15 protein-coding genes are annotated in these 14241 nt (G+C 51.0%); 1 reads left to right on the top strand and 14 read right to left on the bottom strand.

The window, feature by feature from the left end; translation table 11 throughout:
* Positions 1 to 16 precede the first annotated feature (16 nt).
* The 7 genes from E1N14_RS09900 to E1N14_RS09870 are packed head-to-tail and all read right to left on the bottom strand — an operon-like array spanning position 17 to position 9617.
* The gene (locus E1N14_RS09900) at positions 17 to 229 is read right to left on the bottom strand and encodes a hypothetical protein (RefSeq protein ID WP_025009603.1); all 213 of its coding nucleotides are present in this window, start codon (positions 227 to 229) and stop codon (positions 17 to 19) included.
* On the bottom strand, positions 229 to 2067 hold the full coding sequence (locus E1N14_RS09895; RefSeq protein ID WP_025009602.1) for a hypothetical protein: 1839 nt from the start codon (positions 2065 to 2067) through the stop codon (positions 229 to 231). The genes E1N14_RS09900 and E1N14_RS09895 overlap by 1 nt, the downstream gene beginning before the upstream one ends.
* A 9-nt stretch (positions 2068 to 2076) precedes the next feature.
* Positions 2077 to 2376, bottom strand: a complete 300-nt coding sequence (locus E1N14_RS09890) for a hypothetical protein (RefSeq protein ID WP_025009601.1) — start codon at positions 2374 to 2376, stop codon at positions 2077 to 2079.
* Complete coding sequence (locus tag E1N14_RS09885; protein WP_062793477.1) at positions 2369 to 3361, bottom strand: hypothetical protein; 993 nt, start codon at positions 3359 to 3361, stop codon at positions 2369 to 2371. Before E1N14_RS09885 ends, E1N14_RS09890 begins: the two co-directional genes overlap by 8 nt.
* A gap of 43 nt (positions 3362 to 3404) precedes the next feature.
* The gene (locus E1N14_RS09880; RefSeq protein ID WP_252727301.1) at positions 3405 to 5822 is read right to left on the bottom strand and encodes a hypothetical protein; all 2418 of its coding nucleotides are present in this window, start codon (positions 5820 to 5822) and stop codon (positions 3405 to 3407) included.
* 4 nt (positions 5823 to 5826) lie between these two features.
* Positions 5827 to 6207 carry a hypothetical protein gene (locus E1N14_RS09875; RefSeq protein ID WP_025009598.1) on the bottom strand — a complete coding sequence of 127 codons (381 nt, stop codon included), beginning with the start codon at positions 6205 to 6207 and terminating at the stop codon, positions 5827 to 5829.
* Entirely contained in the window at positions 6207 to 9617 is a 3411-nt protein-coding gene (locus tag E1N14_RS09870) for a tape measure protein (protein ID WP_062793478.1), read from the bottom strand. Before E1N14_RS09870 ends, E1N14_RS09875 begins: the two co-directional genes overlap by 1 nt.
* A gap of 112 nt (positions 9618 to 9729) precedes the next feature.
* Between E1N14_RS09870 and E1N14_RS09865 the strand changes: the two genes are divergently transcribed.
* A complete protein-coding gene (locus E1N14_RS09865) occupies positions 9730 to 9996 on the top strand; it encodes a hypothetical protein (RefSeq protein WP_025009595.1) in 267 nt (88 codons plus the stop codon).
* Positions 9997 to 10494: 498 nt separating this feature from the next.
* On the opposite strand, the gene E1N14_RS09860 is transcribed toward E1N14_RS09865, so the two are convergent.
* The 7 genes from E1N14_RS09860 to E1N14_RS09830 all read right to left on the bottom strand — a co-directional run bounded on the left by E1N14_RS09860 (position 10495) and on the right by E1N14_RS09830 (position 14224).
* Positions 10495 to 10659: a hypothetical protein gene (locus tag E1N14_RS09860; RefSeq protein WP_156030547.1), complete on the bottom strand. Its 165-nt coding sequence runs from the start codon at positions 10657 to 10659 to the stop codon at positions 10495 to 10497.
* 10 nt (positions 10660 to 10669) lie between these two features.
* Entirely contained in the window at positions 10670 to 11395 is a 726-nt protein-coding gene (locus tag E1N14_RS09855; protein ID WP_025009594.1) for a zeta toxin family protein, read from the bottom strand.
* Between the two features lie 425 nt (positions 11396 to 11820).
* Positions 11821 to 12540 (bottom strand): phage tail tube protein, encoded by a 720-nt coding sequence (locus tag E1N14_RS09850; RefSeq protein ID WP_025009593.1) that lies wholly within the window; start codon positions 12538 to 12540, stop codon positions 11821 to 11823.
* The gene (locus E1N14_RS09845; protein ID WP_062793479.1) at positions 12537 to 12962 is read right to left on the bottom strand and encodes a hypothetical protein; all 426 of its coding nucleotides are present in this window, start codon (positions 12960 to 12962) and stop codon (positions 12537 to 12539) included. Before E1N14_RS09845 ends, E1N14_RS09850 begins: the two co-directional genes overlap by 4 nt.
* Positions 12963 to 12970: 8 nt before the next feature.
* On the bottom strand, positions 12971 to 13534 hold the full coding sequence (locus E1N14_RS09840) for a hypothetical protein (protein ID WP_025009592.1): 564 nt from the start codon (positions 13532 to 13534) through the stop codon (positions 12971 to 12973).
* A complete protein-coding gene (locus E1N14_RS09835; protein WP_025009591.1) occupies positions 13534 to 13908 on the bottom strand; it encodes a hypothetical protein in 375 nt (124 codons plus the stop codon). Before E1N14_RS09835 ends, E1N14_RS09840 begins: the two co-directional genes overlap by 1 nt.
* Positions 13901 to 14224, bottom strand: coding sequence for a DUF2190 family protein (locus E1N14_RS09830; RefSeq protein WP_025009590.1), 324 nt, complete (start codon positions 14222 to 14224; stop codon positions 13901 to 13903). Before E1N14_RS09830 ends, E1N14_RS09835 begins: the two co-directional genes overlap by 8 nt.
* Positions 14225 to 14241: the final 17 nt, after the last annotated feature.

The following is a 14241-nucleotide window of genomic DNA, read 5'->3' as shown; positions in this document are numbered from 1 at the left end:
CTTGATCTGTTTCAGTCTACACAAGGATTTGCGAGTGCGGCAAGTCAGGCGCCGGGCCCAGTACCCGGCCATCCTGAATATAAACGTATGAGCCAACATTGCCGCTGCCGGTTGCCCGGAATGTTTTACCGCTTCGCGTTGTGGCAGTCACTGTGCCATCGGCGTTCTCTGCGTTGACCTTGGCTATCTCCCGCGCTGGCAGCAGCTCCCGTTTCAGTTGTTTCAGCATTATGCCCCCTGCCTGATTAAACCAGCTTTCTGGCGCACTGTCAGACCGCTACTGCTCATGTTTGCGCTGATGGTCACGGTATCACACAGCGCTTTATAGACTTCACCGCGCCATGTAATACCAATCAGCTGGCCAGGGCGCAGCGGCGGCAGGTCGGCCATCACTGTGGTGTTGATACTGACTCGGCGCTTGGTACCAGAATCGGCAATGGCATTGGTACCTGCCAGCCTGGCGGCCTGAGTATCGACAATCAGCATGTTGCTGATATCGTCTGTTGGTTCGTCACCGGCGGTACCATTGAGCCGAACTTCTACCGAAACGCCCTGCTGTTCCCCGCGCACCCAGGCGACATTGCATTGCTGGCCACGTTCTGTTTGCTCGCTGTGATTGAAGATCACCGCATCGTGCAGCAATACGTCAGGAATTGCGGCGGCCATGCTCCAGGGGGTATAGGTCCAGCGCGGCAGGATCCTGAGTTTGCTGTTATCTTCGTCCGGGTCCACCATGCAGCCAACCAGTCCGGCCAACTCGGCCACGGCATCCAGCGGCGTTTTGCCGCTAACTGAGCAAACTCCGGCGGGGATCACAAAGTCCGGTACCTGAACCAGTTCAATGCTCCAGCCGCTGTTGGCCACAATATCGCTCAGGCAACCGGCGAAGGAACGCGCCGCTTGGTTGTGATAACTGATCTCGCGCTTCCAGGGCCATGCCAGCTGAGAAGCCCGGCCCCGGGCGGATGAGGTGTAGCTGTTAGAGGCCCAGGCTTCGCTGCTGCTTGGCGCCTCGGCCAGCAGGTAAAACTCATAGCCATTGATACCGATACGCAGCACTTCGTCAACGGCAAGCAGTGCATCCACTTTACTGGAAAACTTAATACTGCCAGATTTCACAAACTGGCTGCGGCTGTCAGTTATGCTGCATTCAGTAATAACAAGCTCGCGGTTATCAGAGAGGCGGTGACAGGTCAGTGTCGGTTGCATTAAATACAGTCTCCGGATCTGTGGTTCAATGGGGACTTTGAGATCAAGCGGTGGCTGAACCGGATTGGCATCTATCAAGCCACCGCCATCATCCCAATAGCAATGCCTTGGGTTTGGCTTGAACTTCAAGCTGACTGGGCTCTGGTTGTCCTGCCAAGGTTCACTGAAACGGATAGTGATTGGCCCTGGCTCAGGTGGCAGGTAGGCATCAGAGCAAATCCAAACGCCACGATGCGGCCCCCAAGCTATGGCAGGTTCTGCGCCGCGCTGATCTTCATGGCTGTAGCTAATCTCGGTTTCGCCATAGCATTCAATACCAAAGGCCCAAGCAATAGGCTGAGGTAAATAAACACTGCTAAGCGCCTTCCATCCCAGCTGCCAGATGGCTTGCCAGGCTGCAGGGTTTAACCAGCGAATACCGGCGGCCGTCTGCAGCGGTACCGGCAGGCGCCAGGTAACTGCAGTTGAATGCTGCAGGGCATCTTTGCTTTGCCAGTTTGTCAGTACCTCAATGCCATGCTGCCTGCCTTGGCTCCAGTAAACCTGCAGCCTGTCGGCAATGGCCGTTGGACTCTGCCAACTGAGTGCCAGCTGGGCCGTAGTGTGCGGCCCAACCATAGGCAGCTGCAGCTGCTGCTCAGTCTGGTGATTATGGATCCAGCGAATAGCGATATCGGCGCCAAGAGACGGCTCTGGAATATCCGGCCCGGGATCCGGTGGGATATCACCACCAAACTTTATCTCAACGGGTGAAGTCACATTCTGCCATGGTCGGCTGAATGTGATGGTTACCCCGCCCTTATCGAATTTTGGTGATACCGGCGATTGAAGCTCGATCCATGCTTTGCTGAATCTCATCGGTTATCCTTACACTACTGGAATATTCGCGTCAGTAGCCTCCAGCTTTATGCCGTCAATAACCTCGGCAGCATATTGCTTGTCATCATCCAGTATCATCAATATCACTGAGTTTGTGTGCTGATATCTTGGTGCAAATATCAGCGTTCTGTCGTGGGAACTGCCAAACACACCGACCCGCAATACCTTGCAGATATCACGGTCAATAACCATGTATCTCTCTGACGCAGTATCGGCGTTAACAATGGTCAGTTTCGACATATTGCGGGGGATAGTCTTATCTGGTGAAGCTACAAGCACTTTACTCATACCATGACTCCGCATTAATCCAGTATTGGCAAGCTCCGTTATGTGGGTTCGGAACCAAATAATGCTCGGCCCCATTAATCACTTTGGTGACCGGGAAAATAGCGTCAGAATATGCGGCCGATGAACTCACCAATATCCCGGGGAACTGCCCCCTTACTTGAGGCTGCAACAAACTATCTTTGAATAATACTCCCTCTGAGTCCTTGTATGTTTCGCCGGTACTTGATGCACTATATGCGTCAATGACTATGGTCATTTTCGAGTATATTGGGTTTGGCGAACCCTCACCATTGTGCGTTGTATTAAGAGAACTTGTACCAGGAAAAAACAGGGCTACCTCATGATCTTTTCTGGTATCTTCACCTGTTACCTGGCCAAATCTTCCAATAATTGAAGTATTGTTGGTGTAACCAAGCCCAAACTGCCATGAAGAAGTAAGGTTGTCTGAATTCTGATGATAAGTAAGAACCCCGAATCCGTTAACATCATTGACGTAAAAGCTATCAATACTCCCTATGCCGAATGCTGGATGCTCATAGGTGCCCTGCGCCATTATCGGCTTAAAGTCCGAGCTGGTCAGGATGTAAAACGAAACGGCAGTGGCAATAACGATCCACTTTGTAGCATAAGACCCACCCCAAGAAAAAAGGTAACTGAGACCCGGAACAGAAGCCCAATCAGGATTGGACGATGATATTGCCGGAGCTGTTCTTACCTGCATATTTTCACTATTGCGGCCATCCTTGTACCTTGACGACAACCACATGCAACCACCAGGATAACCAGGCACATTATCAGCAGTTTTGAAAATCATGTAATTATTTGCGGCATCGTCCAAAATAACGCTCCACCCTGCAGGCTGCTTGGTGCCATATCCATCAACCAAGCACTTGCGAAGGATCTCAAGCCATTCAGCATAAGTTCTATTTTGCAGCTGAGGTGCGCCGGGATCGTCCCAGCGGTAAACCGTTACTGGTAAAGACATTTGATAAACTCCAAATTAAGGCCCGGTTGGGCTGAGACTTTGATTACGATTCGGTACCACGGAAGCTGAGCACAGATTTATCATCGGTTATCTGGCTGTGGCCGCTCTGGACTGAGCGAATTGCCTGAACTGGTTTTGATGCAGCATACTGCTGGAACCTGGCCGCTTCACCCGGTTGCCAGCCGCCGCCGAATATTCCCTGAGGCATAACAAAGAACGGTAATCCTGTGGCTTGGTTTATTGGCCTGAACTCCTGATGAATGTCACCAGTGGCCACCTGGCCCCGACCGCGGCCAATGAGCTTGAAGGTTTCCCCAGAGCCGGTAAACACCAGCGCCCAGTCTTCATTTACAGCGCTTTCGTTGACCACTTCGATGGGGTATTCAATTACGTTCAAGCTGCCATTTGCTGGCGCCCCGTCTTGATCCCAGTTGCCATCCCAGGCGGTCATATCGCGCACCTCACCAATGCGGGATTCCAGCTCACCGAGTTTGAGAATGCTCGATACTGTGGCGCCAAGCTGATAGTCATTTTTCAACTGGCCGGCGAGCAGCAAAGAGTTATCTGATACCCCAGTTACCATGGCCAGCTCGCCAATGGTGTCTGACAGAATGAAAGGCGCCGTGAAGCCAGGGAACGCGCTCTTGATTGTTACCACGCCGGTTTCTTTGTCATGCTCGAAATGCTGATCGTCAACAGTCCAGAGACTGAGGCCATCGGCATCCGTGATATCAACAAAACGGGCATTCTGGCGCACGTTGAGCGTTTGCCCTGCCTGCGGGTTATTCACCGGCTGAAAGTTGCTGTGCTGAACGCTGACAGTGCCGAACTTGCGGAAAATATCGACCTGGCCACCGCCAGGGATCCTCAGCGGGTTCAGGCCATACATTTCCGGCGGCGGCAGCAGCCGCACCCGTTCAGTGAGGTCATAGGTCAGAGTGCTGAGGTTTACCGGCTGATCAAACGTCAGGGTTACCAGGCCATTGCTGATAGTGCCGTTTACCCCGGCGCCGGTTACCGTTCCGTCATTATTGCCACTGGCACTGAGCAGTGAACCGGCAACCGCTTGCACTTGGATATAGAGCGAGTCCAGCAGAGGATCCTGAGAGTTGAGATTAAAAGCACACTCTGTTTCGCCTACCTGGCTGCGGATCAAAAACTGTATGTCACTGTATCCCTGTTCAAATGTGACTGTGCCGCCCTCATAGTCAACAATCGCAACTCTGGTGTTAAAGCTGTATAGAGCACTATCTTTCTCTAATGTAATCTTGGCGCCCCATCCGTTTGACTCTTCGACAGCGCTACCAAAGAAACTGCCTTCCGCGATTATCGCACCCCGGGGCAGTGGGTCGGCCAGCATGTGTTCTTGATACACCTCTGAGCTGATATAGGCACATGACACTTCCGAGCCCAAATCCGGCTTGCGTGTCAGGGTCGCGGCAATTTCACCCGTGCCAACCGTGACCACTGCTTCCTCGTTGCCGTAGATCACGCCGCCGGAAATGAAGCTGATCACCGGCTGATAATCCACGTTCTGGTTTTCACCCTGCAGCACATCAGCCGCTGGCCAGCTGTAGCTCTGGGCACCACTGGCGGCGGTAGTCACTATCTTGCGCACAATGCTGTTATCGCCTGCAGTGATACGGATCCCCGACTTGGTTTGCTCAGTGACAATCGCAGGCAGCAGCTGCTGCTTGGTTTCTTTCACCTCCAGGCTGTTATCACCGGAAGCGGCGGGGGCCGTCAGCTTAGTGACACCGTGGAAAATCACATTGTCGGCCGAGTTGGTGAGGCGCAGCTTGGTGCAGTTGGCCTCACCATTGATCAACCTGTCATGCTCAGGGGTCGCAAAATCTATCGGCGGGTCAAACACTATGTTGCCGATGTTGTTACCTGGGGCATTGGTTTCAGTCACCATGGCGTAATGAGTGCGGCGCGGCCAGTTCTTATCCTCCTGGCCCTCATACTCGGTTGAAATGGCAATGATCTGCCCTACCCTGAGATCTATCCGGCGCACGTATTCTTTGCCGTTCAGCATATAAATGCTTTCCAGATATTCGCGGCTGAAAGAGTTTTGATTTGGCAGGAACCCGGGCGCCCCGGATCGAAACAGTGAACCGGCAGTAACCGATGACTCAATGGCGTTAACCATTTCCTGCATGCGGCTGGCATCATCCAGGGTTGGCGACTCCACCAGAAACAGATTGACCAGGGGATCCTGAGGGGGCGAAGACCAGAAAACGTGCGCCCCGCGCAGTGTTGCCGTGTCCTGGGTGACCAGTGACGGAAACGCCTTGGCGATATCAATGGCGGCCTCAGCGTGATCAACATCGGAAATGGCCCGAAATAATTCATTCAGGATCCCCGACCGAATGGGGTTAAGAGTACGCTGGCCCCCGGCATCTTCGTTCTGGCCAAGCTTTTCGGGTTTGTAAACTATCAGATTGTTCCGATTAATCACGATGCTATGCCTCTGCAGTCAGAAATTTAAGAACGACATTGCTCAGCAGCGAGTCGCCGCCGACTGTTGGGAATAAATCCGCTCCGACAACAGCCGGGCCATCGCGGTTATCCCAGATCACATTCCAGCTGTTGCCATCGAGCTCCAGTTCAAACGGGGTGAGGGTTGAATAGTTGTGCTGTTGCAGCGCTTCAAAATCTGTGCGGGTCATTCCAGAGTTTGCGGTGCCGATGACCAAAGGGAACCCGCCAGGCAAAACAAATTGCTCGTATATCAGGGACCCATTCCCGCCGCGCTCTGCCACAGCCATTACTCGCTGCTGTTCGTTTTGGTTCAACCAGAGCAACTGCTGGTGCTCTGGGATAATGGTGTCAATGCGCTGCATTAGCCCCCCTGGGTCAGTTTTGCTTTCTCGATAGAACGCAGCAGCTCGTCCAGCTGATCTTTATTGGTATCCAGTTGGGTACGGCGCCCCTCAACAATCAGAGTCAGCGTGGCGTTATAGCTATTGCCGAAACTGGACTGACTGGTTGTTTGTTTTGATTGGGCTTGCTGCTGGGTAGAAGTGGGGTTTGATTGGGTGTCGCGCTGGTTCTGCTGTTGCTGGGCTTTAACTTCCTCAGTGCGATACTTGTAAACTTTGTTCAGCGTCTGCTCGGCGCGGCGCAGTTGATTAAGCAACTCCCTGTCGCCTGTCTTTTCAGCCTCGGCCAGCTGGCTTTTGATATCGGCCAACTCTTGTTGATAACGGCGCTTCTCAATATCGGCTTGGCGCCCTTCGTACTCGTCCAGCTCATCAAGCAATGAGCTGAGCGTGTCTGATGCCGAGTCTTTCAGAGCGTCCATTCTCGAACGCGCCTTATCTATTGCGGCAGTGAGCAGATCAAGATCCTGTTCGTTCAATAGCCCCAGGGTATTGCTTGCATGTTCGGCACTACGCAGCAATTGCATGTTGGCACTGTCAGTATCGTCTAATGCTTCAACTAACTTCAGCAACTCTACACGCTGCTCGTAGTAGGCCATTTGAGCGGATTTGCTGGCTATGTCCTGCTCATACTGCCAGCGGCGCAGACGGGTAAAATCGAGTGTTTTTGATTGCTCAAGATAAAGCTCGTTAATGGCATGCCGCAGGTTTTCGATTTTCTCTTGCGTTTGCTCAATACCAGACAACTCACGGTTATATGCAGCGACACCTGATGTCAGCGATTTGAACAGCGCAACCGTTCCCTCGCTGAGTTCTTTTACCGCTGCATAAGCTGCATAACCGGCTTGACTGATAACAGCCGCTACCCCGGATACCTGTTTGCCAACATTCTCAGTAGTGTCGCCGACATCCTGCATGGCCTGATTCATTCGCTCGCCGGATTGCTCCACTGAGTCTGCGGTGTTGTCAGCTCCCTGCTCAACATTCTGTTGCGAGTTACTCAAGTTTTGCTGAGTAGCAATGAGTCGCTGCAATTCAGCGTTTAAGCCTAGGGCAGCGGCGGCTTGCTGTACCATTACCGAAACCTGCTGCTTTCCAGCTGCAGCCACTTTTACCTCAGCTTCAGCCCACTCAAGAAAGGCTTGCTTTTGATCATAGGCGGACGCGGTACCGTCTTTCATGGCCGCGGAAACTTGAGCAAACGTTGACTTGGCAATATCAGCCTGCTCGCGCAGAGCTCGAACGGTTGTGATCCCAGCCTTGGCCATAGCTAATTCATAGGCCTTGGCTTTTGCGACTTGTTTGTCGAGTGCGCTGGATGTTTCGTTTGCCGCTGCTTTCTGTTTAGCGGCAGATTCTTTGGCGGCAGTTGCGCTGGCTTTGTAAGAGTCCTTACTGCTCTTGGCCATCGCTTTGGTGACGGTTGCCCATGCCTGACGAATATCGGCGCCGTCCTGCTCTACCTGATCCTTGAAACCTTTGGAGATCGCATAGATGGCCCCGGTCGCCTCGCGGATTTTGGCAGCCAGAGCATCTGCCCCAACAGCATCAAGCAGTTTTGCCCAACCGCTGAGAATGGTCGCATAGGCAGCCGTGGCGGTCATTGCCAGTGTTGACAGGCCTGCAGTGATACCATTCCAAACCAGTTGGATACTGGCGCCAACAACAGTTAACCCCTGAGTGAAGGCGCGGATGTTATCAATGGTTGCAGTGAGACTTTCGCCGCCATCTTTGATGATAGTGGAGAAGAAGTTACTGATATCAGCAGCAGCCTGTTGCAGCTTGCCATTGCCGTTGAGCTCATCAAATTTGTTGTTGAGATCATCCAGAAACTGCAGGCCAACCTCATACAGACCTGAATCGGCAATTTTTTGCTGAAACAATTCCCAATTGTTTGACAGCACATTGACCTGACCAGAAAGGCGCTCGAGTGATTTGGCGGCTTGGCCGGTGGCGCCCTTGCCCATTTCCTCAAACAGGGCTTGGATAGTTTCACGCCCGAGCTTGCCTTGTTCTGAAAGCTTTGAAAGCTGCACAGTGTTCTTGCCGGTCACTTTCTCCAGCAGCTCCCACACGGGCACGCCACGCTCAACAAGCTGCAGTATCTCTTCCCCTTGCAGCTTTTGTTTAGCCCACGCCTGGCCGACGGCAAGGATGATGCCCTCTAACTTTTCTTGGCTACCGCCTAGCTTGGCGTTGTAGTCCACCATGGCTTGTAAGCTGCCATTCATGGGGTCGATGCCAAACGCCTTCAGGCTGGCAAAGGCCTGCTTGATAGTATCGAGTTTTGAGCCGGTATTGTTGGCAAACTCTTTAATCCAGGCGGTGGCCTGTTCGCCGGCAGACAAGCTGCCCATCATGGCAGTCATTTGGGCAGTGAATGCCTTGGCCTTATCACCTGCCGATAAGATGCCGGTCAAACTAGCCCAGAGGCGATCAACACCGATATAAGCCGAAGCCATGGCAAGCAGTGATGCCGTGGCTTGCTTTATTGAACCGCCAAAGTTCTCTGCGCCTTTGCTACTTTCATCGAGCAGCCTGTTCTGACGCGCCAGGTTTTTATTAACGCCCTCAAGCGCATTTTCAGCCGCAGCTTGCTGCTGTTTCAGATCTTCGCTGGCTTCGGCCAGCTTATCCATGCTGATCCCGGCTTTATCGAGAACAGCCTTTTGCTGATTAAGCGTGCGCTGGTTTTTGTTGAGGCTTGAGCCCAGTGTGTTAAGTTCGCCCCTGGCGAGTTTTACTTTAGCCGCATAGTCGGCACTGGCCAGCGCCGCTTCATCTGATTCAGTATTGAGCCTATCCAGTACCTGGCGCTGTTGTTCCAACTCAGTGTTAAGCTGGTCGGCGGCGGTTCTGGTTGATGACTGAGCCTGCTCCAGCGCCTGCAGATCAGCTTTGGCAGCCGCAATGGCAGTTGCATGTTTGCCGCTGGCCACGGCCCCGGATTGCTGCTCTGCTGTCAGTTGTTCAAGCCTGGACCGCGTAGCATCTATCTGAGAGTTGTATTGTTGCAGCTCATCACTCAGCTGCTGATAATCCTGCTCAAGCTTTGCTGTTTGAGTGGCAGCCTGAGCCTGTTCTTGCTGTAGTTTTTTGGCAGAGCCGGCGGCATCGCGTTGTTCCTGCTGTAACTTTGAAAGTGCCGCGGCAGCTTCTGAATATGAACGAGTGCCCTTGCTTATCGCAGCGGTTAAATCCTCAATGGTATCAACGGCCTGTTTCTGGTCTTGTAATTCTTCCAGCCGTTGGTTGAGTTTTTCGCTTTGTGCAGCCAACTCGGCCAACGTCTTTTCAGACTTTTTGGCTTCGCTGCTAAAGAGATCCCGCCCCTGAATGATCAGGTTGATAATGTGGTCTTTAAATGCCATTAGAGCCTCGATGACGCCGTAGCCGTGAGCAACGCTTCACGCCTTATTTGCGGCAATAGCTATCCTTAAACCATCCCGAAAGCGGCTTGAGAACAGGTTGATGGAACACTCATTGGATAAAACAGAGATTTACAACGGCCTACTACAGCAGGCGTTTGTACAGCACGACATCAAGCAATTTGAAGATGTTTATGCGTTTAACGAAGATAGCTTTGTGGTTGAACACTTTAATGCATCTAGGCAACTCACCGTGTGGTTAGGGTTTACCTATCGGTTTGCGATTCGTGATGTCACTGACCAATGGCGCGAAGCAATAGCCACCGAGTATGACGAGTTAATGTGTGGTGTATTACCGGGCCCACACCAGTTGGTTAATTGACGGCGCCAAGTTTTGGAGCTCATTTTGATTACCACCACCGAATGGCATAAATCAAAGGTGTTGATGACAGAAGCAACAAAGCTAATGCAGCCATAATCACCGCTGCACCAGCACACTTTCGAATCCACTTACCTGTTACGTTACTAAGACCATCTTTAGCACTTGGATTTGCTATTATCTACGTATGCTTTACTCCTAAATAGTGCTTAGGGGCGGATGTAAAAAACCGACTATTTGCCGTATTCGGGGTTTTGCTTTTCATAAATAGATATTCAGCCCTACTGTCATAAGGCACTGCAAATCCTCGATAGATTGCCGATGCCAGAAATGCAAGAACCGCCCAAAAGGCGGTTCTTGTGCATGGCAGACACCCACATTGGTGACAGAATAAATTCCCACAATAACCTTGTTAATCAATTGGTTACCGCTGGAATCCTTCAGAGTTTCCTCAACAAAAAACCGCCAATCTAAGGCGGTTTTTTTAACTATATCTGTCTGTTAGGCTGTTTGCTTTGCCATTTCAATAACATAGTTCTGTTCTTTGATTGCTTCATCAATCGCTTTCTTGTAGACACGTTTTTTATGCCTAGAATCAGCCTCTCTAACAAATCTAGATAGAGGTGTAGATGAAGCCTTTTTACGTGTGGTGAGCATTCTAATCATACAAACTCTCTCATGCTATACCGACGATTTCCATAACTTCTTCTCTTGTGTACTCTTTGGGCAAGTAAGGTTTAATACTTGCAACATTACTATAGTACACCTTTGTTTTACCATCATTGTCCTTGATAAGTAAATCCACAGCAACATCTTTTTTGAACTTAGCCTTAAGTTGCTCAACAACTTGCTGCGAGCCGAAAAATTGTTCTACAAAATGCTCAGGAAGGATCTTGCGACCTTCAAGCTTTTCTCTTGATTGAACGAAGCTCCAAGCCAGTTCGGGACGTTGAAGGACGAATATTATCAATACTTGTCGCCCTTTACGCAAGGACCTTTCGACGTTTTTTTCAGCAACGCCATAATGAGCTAACGTACCATCAAGTAGAAAACTCTGATTGTTTTTAAAGCAATAATCTAAAGCCCTTTCGACAATGAATGACACAGCCCTTTGAAACAAATGAGAATTTCTCCCATTGTACTCTTCAAATAATTCTCTCAATTCATCAGGATCTAACCGAAGAACTCCCTCTTCACCATCACCAGAAATACCCTTGATGAACTGCTTGGATGACTCGGTTTTCCCCGCCCCCGGTGAACCACACATGAACACAGATACAGGTTCTTGTTCTGGAACATACTTGGTCTTATCAGTTAAATTACGGCAAATTTGTGTTCTATTGCTCTTAGAATAAGCAATCGCACGCCGCTCAACTTCAGCCTCTTCGGCAGTTAATGTCATATCCTAAACCCAGTGAAAACAAAGCCAAAACCATTGCTAAAATACATCAAAATCTGAGCAATTGGCTACTGGAGATGTCTCCCCTAACACTAACTGAAATCATACGTTTCAGGGGAAAGATACTAAATAATATTAGCCTGTTAGAACGCAAGACCTGTACAGTCTTGGTTTGCTGCTGAACCGCGCCGAGCACATGCGCTTATACATTGAGCGCATATTGCCGTTACTGAAAATTGTCGAGCACCGACTGTTTGGCGCAATGTGTGAGCAAGCTGCAACAGCCAAGCTGGATATTGCCCTCTGAATTCCTTTGTTAGAGCGGGAACTGCACCGCAACCAAGACGATTTTTTAGTGCAACTCTCTCAGTTGATGAAACGTTTACAGGCTTAACATGAAAGCGGCACCCATTGGGTGCCGCTCTGTTTTACGCAGCCAGGCGCTTGAAGAATTTCGACTTGCCGGCGGCAACTATCGCATCGTTTGCGAGCACTTCGCCCTCAATGTCGAATGAACCATAGTCATCGGTAATCAATGACAGGCTGGACGTTGGCGAAGGCTTCCACAGATAGAACCTCAGCACACAAGGTTTGCCGTTTGCATCGTTCATACCGTCGATCACCACAGGGACGGTAACACCGGCCTCGGTCAATGCTTCGAGGGCATTGCCTGCAGCAGAGGTATATGACACCTTCAACTGGGCCCCATCAACAATTTCCCCTGTGCCAATGGCGCGGATACCGGCAGCGCTAACGTAGTAATCAACGTCCACATCGTATGCAGTGGTGCCGTCACTATTGGTGACTGTTACCGGCTTAGATATGTCTATCAACTTCTCGGTTGGGGCCAGTCCATCCAGTTTTGCAACAACAATCTCATTATCAACAGGATCAGCTGTCAGCACTGAAACTTTGCCGCGCAGCGCGAGAGCCAGGTTTTCATTGCTGAATGCGTTGAGTGTCATCTTGAGTTTTACAGATGACACTTTTGTAACTGAGTCATAGTTACCGCCACCACCACGATAGTTGGGCAGAGACTTTTCTTCCTGTTCGATTGAAACTTCAACGCCGGATGCGTTGCCAACATCCCGGCCGGCAACGTACACGATGCCGGCGCCGATGTACGACTCTTTGACTATTACACTCATAATCTATCCTCGAAGGTTGGGCTGTTTGAAATGGAGATGGTGATCACTGCAAGGCCGTGGTGTTCATGAGCTTCCGGCATGATGTATTTGCATTCTTCGACTTCAGCAACGCCATAGGCGCCATGAAGCCAATCGGGGCGAGCGGGATCCCGTTGTTTTGAAAACAGGGATGAGCGGATCTCTCTGGTTAGGTTGATCAGCTCGCTGGTAGGTTGGGTAAAACCAGGTATCTTGATGCCGGCGACAATTTGCAAAGTGAGGTCTTCTTTGTATCCAGGTTGCATTCCCGGAACAGATGCTTTGCTTGTATAAGGTTGCAGGAATATGAATTTGGATTCACGCACCAATGACTGGGCATAAAAGCCTTCGCGCACAGTGGCGCCCGGCACCAACTGCAGCCGTTCAATAATGTCGTTGATCATGGAATGTCCTAACGCTTGGCGTGATGCCGATACCGCTCACGCAAATGGCGGATAATGGGGGGATCTATGTCATCCCTGATAACACCGAATGAACCGGCAACGCTGGGCCCGTATAGGGTTTTGCGGCCTTTAAGGCTGCGCCAGCGGTTATCACCTTTTTGGCGCGAAACCATCAGCTCATTGCCATTTCGGCCAATAAAAGTAAACGCACCTCTGAACCATGTTGGTTTGTTGCGAATAGCGGCTATCGTCATGCCATCAGGAACTGCGCTGCCGCCGCCTTTGCTGGTTCGGGTATTACGGCGGACAATGAATCGGTTTAAAGTGCAGGGGCGATAGCGCGCTGACACTCGCCCCTGCAGAGTTCGTTCGTTAAATGAAACTGACAAGTGGCGGGCAACGTAACTACGATCACGAAAGCCGTAGCGCTTAAATACTTCGGTAACTGCAAGCTCTTCGCCAAAACGACTGGCCTCTTTCACAGCTGCAGCGATAGCCGGTGCCTGGGCATTTCGTATTCGCTGCAACTCTCTGGCGACAGCGTTGAACCCCTCAGCTCGAATGCTTGCCATTACAGTTCCAAATAAACATAAGTGACAGACACTGCGTCTATTGCCGAAAGCAGCGTCAGTTGCAGCTTGGTGCCATCGGCAACAAAATCACCATGTGCATCAATGTCTCCGAGCTCAACAGTGTCGCCGGAGAAAACCTTGCCATCTTGCAGGAGAAACTCGGCCTGCATAATTTTTTCAGGCATGTATTCATTGCCTGCTGATGCGGCTATCTCGCCTTTTGAGCCGGCAAGATTCACCAGCCTTACAACGGGCTCAGCGCCGTCGAAAGGAACAATCCTGCACCATTGCCCCATGCGTTCAAACAGACGGCGAAACTTCGCCGCCTGTCTGTCTGCTCTACTCATGGAAAAGAGCTGATCAATGTCAGACATTGATCTTCACTTCAACAGAAAGCGCGCCGTTACCGGCAGCAGCCCAGGCTTTACCTGCCGGGGTGTTATCGGTGGCTGTGGTAGTGATCACCTTGGCAGCTGCATCCCAATACACTTGATCACCTTGGCCGATATCGTCAGCCTGGGCTTTGGCGAGTTCAAACACGCCTTCTGGTATAAAAGTGCCAGGTGTATTTGCCGGAACATTTGCCAAGGCAACAGCAAGCATTGCGCCAATCAGCACAGGAGTACCACTCACAACATCCACGGTTGGAGCGTGAGTAATGGTGGTGCCATCTTGAATAAGGTTTTTCATTGGGCTGTCCTTTTAGA

Origin of the sequence: Shewanella algae (assembly GCF_009183365.2) — a bacterium.
Classification (GTDB): Bacteria; Pseudomonadota; Gammaproteobacteria; order Enterobacterales; family Shewanellaceae; genus Shewanella; species Shewanella algae.
The sequence above is the reverse complement of the archived record's forward strand: the minus strand, read 5'-3'. Positions and strand labels throughout refer to the sequence as shown.